Source organism: Psychrobacter immobilis, assembly GCF_904846185.1.
Lineage (GTDB): Bacteria > Pseudomonadota > Gammaproteobacteria > Pseudomonadales > Moraxellaceae > Psychrobacter > Psychrobacter immobilis_B.
In genome coordinates, this window is record NZ_CAJGZQ010000019.1 from 70,542 (window position 1) to 77,855 (window position 7,314).

The 7,314-nt window shown below is 43.8% G+C and carries 5 protein-coding genes; all 5 read left to right on the forward strand.

Annotated features, from left to right (window positions below):
• The first annotated feature begins 431 nt into the window (after positions 1-431).
• The 5 genes from dnaQ (at position 432) to nth (ending at position 6,939) form a co-directional block, all read left to right on the forward strand.
• The gene (gene dnaQ / locus JMW94_RS11015; protein WP_201604438.1) at positions 432-2,048 is read left to right on the forward strand and encodes a DNA polymerase III subunit epsilon; all 1,617 of its coding nucleotides are present in this window, start codon (positions 432-434) and stop codon (positions 2,046-2,048) included.
• A 160-nt stretch (positions 2,049-2,208) separates the two neighbouring features.
• A complete protein-coding gene (locus JMW94_RS11020; protein ID WP_201604439.1) occupies positions 2,209-3,891 on the forward strand; it encodes a hypothetical protein in 1,683 nt (560 codons plus the stop codon).
• A 250-nt stretch (positions 3,892-4,141) separates the two neighbouring features.
• Entirely contained in the window at positions 4,142-5,167 is a 1,026-nt protein-coding gene (gene nudC, locus JMW94_RS11025; RefSeq protein ID WP_201604440.1) for an NAD(+) diphosphatase, read from the forward strand.
• Between the two features lie 116 nt (positions 5,168-5,283).
• On the forward strand, positions 5,284-6,132 hold the full coding sequence (locus JMW94_RS11030) for an RnfABCDGE type electron transport complex subunit B (RefSeq protein WP_201604441.1): 849 nt from the start codon (positions 5,284-5,286) through the stop codon (positions 6,130-6,132).
• 111 nt (positions 6,133-6,243) lie between these two features.
• Positions 6,244-6,939 carry an endonuclease III gene (gene nth, locus JMW94_RS11035; protein ID WP_201604442.1) on the forward strand — a complete coding sequence of 232 codons (696 nt, stop codon included), beginning with the start codon at positions 6,244-6,246 and terminating at the stop codon, positions 6,937-6,939.
• Positions 6,940-7,314 lie beyond the last annotated feature (375 nt).

Sequence of the window (7,314 nt, forward strand, 5' to 3'; positions counted from 1 at the left end):
AAAATTGTCTTTAAAAAAACTATCTTTAAACAGTGATGACGACAATCTTAATATTAACGTGATTTTCTAGGGCATGTTTTCATCAACTAAGGGCATGTTTTCATCAACTAAGGGCATGTTTTCATCAACTAAGGGCACTGTCGAATGATTTGCGCTACTAATTGACGCCTGAAAACCACTGTTTTTTTCTGCTGCGTAGTCAATACCGTTTGATACTGTGTGTCGCAACACAGCTCATTTTAACAGAAAATAGCAAGGTTACTATTATGATCTGTGCTTTTGGCGACTTTGTGCATTACGATTGCCCACATCAACGATAGATTTGTTATACTCATTCCCAAAATATAACGGAATCGCTGGTGTAAAAACAACGCTAGCAAAATCCCTCCAACCCTCCCTATCTTTATCAATTTTTAGGTCAATAATTTTTTATGTCAGACAATCGCACCTCAGCGCAGCCATTCAACACCAGTAACGCGATGAATCCGTTGGCCGCCAAATCAAACACCACCGTGGCCTATACGGATGGTGCCTGTAAAGGCAATCCAGGCGCGGGTGGCTGGGGCGCACACCTCATTTTTAGTGATGGACGTACACAAGATTTGTACGGCGGTGATAAAGAGACGACCAATAATCGCATGGAGTTGATGGGCGCGATACAAGCATTGACCCATAGCCCGCATGAGCACAACCTCGAGATTTGGACAGACTCAAGCTATGTCAAAAAAGGCATCACCGAATGGATAGAGGGTTGGAAAAAAAGAGGCTGGAAAACGGCAAGTAAAAAACCCGTCGCCAATCAAGACCTTTGGCAGCAATTAGACAAGCTATGCCAGCAGCGCGATGTTGACTGGCATTGGGTAAAAGGTCACGCAGGACATGCAGGCAATGAAAAAGCGGACGAGCTGGCAAACTTAGGCGTGACGTCCAGCAGTGAAGAATTATCGAGCATAGAGCCGCAAGACACGGCTAAAAAAAAAGGGCAAATAATGCCTAATACAGCGCAAAATGCTGCTCACGATGACTGGCTAAGTTTCGATCCACTGGGTCTGGATATGACAGATGATGAGCTTGACGAAGATGTCATAGACACTGATAACGATACAAACCCTGCCGATGATATGATGAGTAAAGATGCTGTAATAGATGCCGATCGCTATCAGCATAATGCTAGCAAACCAATGAGTAAAATAGAGATGCCGGAAACCCAAACGTCTATGACTGATGCAACGATAAATGATCATGTGCCTGCTACCGTTACTGGCATAGAAGAAGCTAATACACCAAAATTTGACGGCGACACCAGCCGTGCCAATCCGTATTTCATACCGCTGCTACCCAAACCTATCCATCGTCATGAGTCTGATCGCCAGCTCATTATGGATACTGAAACCACAGGTCTTGATCCGTTAAAAGGCGACCGTATTATCGAAGTCGGTATCGTGGAGATGATCGGGCGTAAATTTACGGGTGAAAAGCTCCACGTTTATATCAATCCACAACGCGGCATGGATGATGAAGTCATTCGTATCCATGGTATTTCTGAGGCATTTTTGATCGACAAGCCTACCTTTGATCAAGTTGCTCAGTCGCTCTATGATTTTATGGATGGCGCAGAAATCATCGCTCATAACGCCACCTTTGATATGAACTTCTTAAACATGGAGTTTGCCAAAGTTGGTATGAACGACTTTGCTGAGCGCGTACAAGTGACTGACTCGCTGGTCATGGCAAAGCAGCAGTACCCTGGGCAAAAAAACACCCTAGATGCTTTAGTACGTCGCCTAAATGTGGGAAAGCAGGATCGTACTTTTCATGGCGCCTTACTTGATTCAGAGATTTTAGCAGAAGTTTATCTGGCGATGACAGGTGGGCAGGTTACACTCGCCATCGAAGAAGACACGCAAACAGATGGTGGGCAGACAGCACACGCCAGTTTTGCCAATTTAGCGTCCTTGTTGCTAGAGTCATCTACGGATGAAAATACCAACCAACAGTGGTATGCCGCGCTCGCAGAAGCGTATCCTGAGCTAAAAGCCAATATGTAGTTGCCGTATAAGTTGATGATATCAATCTTTGAGCAATAACATTTGTATAATATAGGCTTGACTATTGTTATATTAAGCATTAAAACATCAGCAGCAAGTGCTTTTTCGATCATCATTTAAACCATCGCCATTCTCATCAGTACATTATGGAAAAACACCTATGAACCAGTCTGCGCAAATGAAGTTAACGGCCCCAACGCTTAGTGTTACTGATTTCAATCTACCATCGCTACATTTGTTGCATGATGAGATCATCGTAACCTTAAAAGATACTGAGATTCATCTGAGTGAATTTAATGATGATAATAGTCAAGCCCCTTTATTATTAGATTCTATCACTGTGCTAAAGCAGCTGTCTTGCATCTTTGAGCTGATATCTTTGGTTGGTGCAGAGGCTTTGAATACCGCTATTGTCAATGGTTTACAGCGCCTCTATGATAATGGTGATAATAACGATACCAGCTTGATTATGGACTTATCAGAAGCCATTATGACACTGGATCGCTATATCGAGTTTGTACTTTTGACAGAGTCGGTAGAGCCAACCTTGTTACTGCCTGTTATCAATAAACTCAATGCTCACGGGCAAGAAACCCCTATCACAGCAGACTATTTTGCAGCCTTTGGTAGCAGTAGTGTCATCATTGCCAACCCTGAACAAAACTTCCAACCACTTGACGAGCTTAACCTAGACACTGAACTACTAACTTATGCTTATCGTAGTGGTCTTGGAGTCGCTCTGCTCAATCAAGATGGCAACGTTAGCCCAGACGATCAGCAGAAACTTGACGCCATGAGTGCAGCGTGTGCTTTGATAGCATCGAACACCAGCAGTCTATTTTGGCAAGCGGCCACCGCAGCTGTCACGGACATTGCCACGATATTACCGCTAAATCTGAGTCAAAAACACACACTGATTTATTTAGAGCAGCAATTCCAAAGCTACTTGCCTGTGATGGACAAACGTTTTGCTGATTTGGTCAGTTTTGCTTGCCAGCGTGACAGTGATGCAGCGCAACGACTCCGTGAGCAATACGCCAGTAACCACTTGGACAGCGCTCAACTTGAGCAAATGAAACGTTTCTTATTCGGTCCTAATCGCGCGCTGACCGATACGCTGAACACCATCATTCAGACCCAAATTAATACCATCAAAGAAAATGTGGATAGCTACGCACGCGGTGATTCATTGAACCCTGTCGATATGCAAACCGCACAGATTATCGAAGAGCTAACAGAATTGAGCTCAGCGTTACGCTTGCTTGGTTTATCAAATGCAGCCAATAGTCTCAGCGTAGCAGCAGAAGCTGTTAGTCATTGGCAAACGCCCTCGCCTGATGATTTCGATCACTTGCTGTTGGCATTAATGCATGCTGAAAACGCCACCATTGCAATGGCAGAAATGCACACACCAGGGGCCATCTATTTGCCACTGAATAACCCGCATATCTCTTTACATCAGCTCAATACGGCTAATGATACTTTAATACAAGAAAGTCGTTCCGCTATTGCCAGTGCAGAACAAGCCATTAACGATTATTTGGCTGAGCCAGAGCGCGATATGCTCAATATCCAGAACATACCTGAGATGATGCGCCAAGTGGCAGGGGCTGTGCGCTTCTTACAGCTGCCAACACCTGCCAGCATGCTCAGTCAATTGGCCAATTATCTTCAGCAACGTATCGAAGGTGGACAACGTATTGAAGACAATACGCTTGCCTGTATCGCTGATGTCATTATGGCCGTTGATCATCATCTAGATGGTTTTGAGCATAATCGTCCGGTCAGCAAACAAGCATTAGATGTGGGACAGCAGAGCTTGAGTCATCTACTCGCAGCCTAATTTTTATCATACTTAAGCACTAAAATGATATTTAAATGGCGGCTTTGCTGCCATAGCCCTTCATTTACATATAGTCAATCCCATATAATCTGGATATAAACAAGGTGAGTGAAACCACTACGAATAGTAGTGCTGACCGAGCCTGACTGACACCGTATCCGAATGATATAGGATTGACTTTACTTCAATTAAAAAAAAGTCTGTATCAACACTGATGCGTACTGACCGTAACCGGTTTGGAATTTTACCTATGACCAGCGCTTTTATATTTAGTGATGATACTGTTTTATGCCGCCAGCTACCTAATGGATGGTGGCCAGTGCAGCTTGAATTACCCCCATCCGCTACACATTCAGACGAGGAGACCCAGCTTGCTTATCAAGTTGGTCATGTCACGCTACTCGAAAGCCTAGCACCGCGTCACTGGTCGCCTGATGTCAATCATACTAACGCGAGTGTAGATACTCTGAAGTATGCCGATATTTTAGAAAGTTCCGATACTCTAGAAAGTGCCGACAGTTCGATTAATACTGCCCACACCTTTACTGCGCAAGCGGCTAGCGCCATTACTTATGACTATGCAATTGCACATCATATTGCACTGCCCATCATCGCTGAGGGCAGTGGCAATGCGTTTGTTCCTTACCGCCAGCTGATTACTCAGTTGCCCGTGGCTTTGTCCGATCAGCTTAGCCAAGCGATACAGTTATTGCGCTGGCAAACAGATACACAGTTTTGTAGTCGCTGTGCTGCCCCAACCATTCATGCCAAACGAGATGAGCGTGCGATGGTCTGTCCAGTGTGCCGATTGCGCCAGTACCCACGTGTACAACCCTGTGTCATCACAGCTATTACTCGCCCGAATCCGCAAACGGGTGAAATGCAGATTTTGCTAGCCCATCATCATCGTTATGGACAGCAAAAAACAGCGCCTCATTTATTACAGTCGCCACAACCGTTACTATACGGTTTGATTGCAGGCTTTGTAGAAGTGGGTGAAAGCCTAGAACACGCGGTGGTGCGTGAAGTGGCAGAAGAGGTAAATATCAGCCTATCAGATATTCGTTACGTCAGCAGTCAGCCATGGCCATTTCCGTCTAATTTAATGCTAGGCTTTCGTGCTTCTTATGCAGCTGGCGAAATTGTTATCCAAGAAGATGAGCTGTCGCACGCCGATTTTTTTGATCTGTCAAATTTGCCAAAAATACCCTCAAAAGGTAGCATTGCTTACGCGCTGATCGCACAAATTGCCAATGAGCAAGGACTATCGCTTTAATCTATAATATCAATGCAGCATTTATCAATATCGTTATTATTCTATTATTCTAATGTCAGCGCTCAGAGCATACTTAGCACTTAGCACTTAGCACTGATATTAAGGTTTTAAAGCATATGCAAAGCACCACTAGTAAAAATAGCACCCATATCCGTCTCACCAATTTGCCAATCTTGTTCGATACTTTGGATATAGAGCGCTTACCTGCGGACATACAAGCGAAAATCTCATATATTGATGCTTGTCTACCGCAAACACAATGTGGGCTTTGCGAGCACCCAGACGGCTGCTTGCCCTATGCCGCCGCTATCGTGCTTGACAATGAGCCATACAATAAATGTGTACCCGGTGGTCAACCCGTTACCAATGCTATCGCTCAAATCATTCATATAGATAGTCATGAAGCGATACTTAGCGCTGCGCCTTCTCAGTGGTCAATAGATGCGACCTCTGAACGTCCGACTGAGGTACGTGCGGTGATTCGTGAAGATGATTGTATCGGCTGCACCAAATGTATACCTGCCTGCCCAGTCGATGCTATTGTCGGTACTGGTAAGCACATGCATACTATCTTTACGGATTTATGCACCGGCTGCGAGCTTTGCATCGCTCCTTGTCCAGTCGACTGCATCGACTTGGTCACTGTTGAACGGGAGCTGTCTAGCTCTGAACGTACCACAGAGCAAGAAGATTTAAGACAGCGCTATCATACTCATTTAAGACGCGTCACCGAGCAGCTGGCTGATAGTAGCAATAGTAGACCTGTAGTCAGCATGGTTGAAGCAAAACTAAACAATGCCGCTAGTCAATCGTTGAACATCAGCGAAGCGCAGGCAAAAAATACCATTGCCGCAGCGAAGCTTCGTAGTAAAATTAAAAAGCTAGAAAAGCAGCTAAGTGTCCGTCCAAATGAGAGCAAACAAGTAGAGCTTGACGCGTTGCAAGTAGAGTTAAGTCAGCTTTAACAGCGTAATTATCATTTGTTAGACAGTCTACCCAACATCGCTAAAATGAATTTATTCCGATATCTTGTATCAGTTATTAACTATCAATAGCCAAAAAATAGTAAGAATACTATGAGTAAAACCGTCAAGCACAAAACTGCCGATACCCCGCCATCGAGACGAATGCCCAATCGTGACGTGCGTCCATTTTTTGAAAAGCTGGCAGCGACGATTGATGAGCCGGTTACGGAATTGAATTATAAGAGTAATTTTGAGCTGCTGATCGCGGTCATCTTGTCTGCGCAGGCGACGGATGTGAGCGTCAATATTGCCACCAAGCAATTATATCCTATAGCAAATACACCTGAAGCAATCTTGGCATTGGGTGAAGACGGTCTAAAATCTTATATCAAAAATATTGGCTTATATAATGCCAAAGCCAAAAACGTCATCAAAACTTGCCGAGACTTAATTGAGAAATTTAATAACACCGTCCCTGATAACCGCAAAGACTTAGAATCTCTCGCTGGCGTTGGTCGTAAAACTGCCAATGTGGTGTTAAATACCGCTTTTGGTCAACCAACCATGGCGGTTGATACTCATATCTTTCGGGTAGGTAATCGTACAGGACTTGCCACGGGCAAGAACGTCTTGATCGTTGAAAATGAGCTGGTCGAGCGTATCCCAGATGACTTTATCGTGGATGCGCATCATTATCTTATTTTGCACGGGCGCTATACCTGCCAAGCCCGTACACCCAAATGCGGGGCGTGTCCTGTTTATGACGAATGTATGTTTAAAGACAAAGCCAAGTTTTTGGAGTTATAGTTTTTAGAACGATCGCTTTTAGAACGATAACTGCTTTAGGGCGTGTCCTCAATTCAATCGATTACTTTCTAAATGGGCTAAAAATAGCTAAATTTTGCCAAACATCGTCAAATAGCTTCTTAATATCTCGATATTATGTGCGCTACTTTCCTTGTTTGACGGCAATTTATCTCATTTTTATCACTATTTTTAAAATGAGGACACGCCCTAGTTATAAAAGGTTTAATTGATCTACTTTATATAAATAAAATCTCTGCACACGACAAAAAAACAAAAAAGTCTGTTAAAGCAAAGGCATAATAGTAATTTTTAAGACGAATCAGACCATGCCAAACTTTAACAGACTTAGTGAAACTTTAACCCAAAACCTGAGTA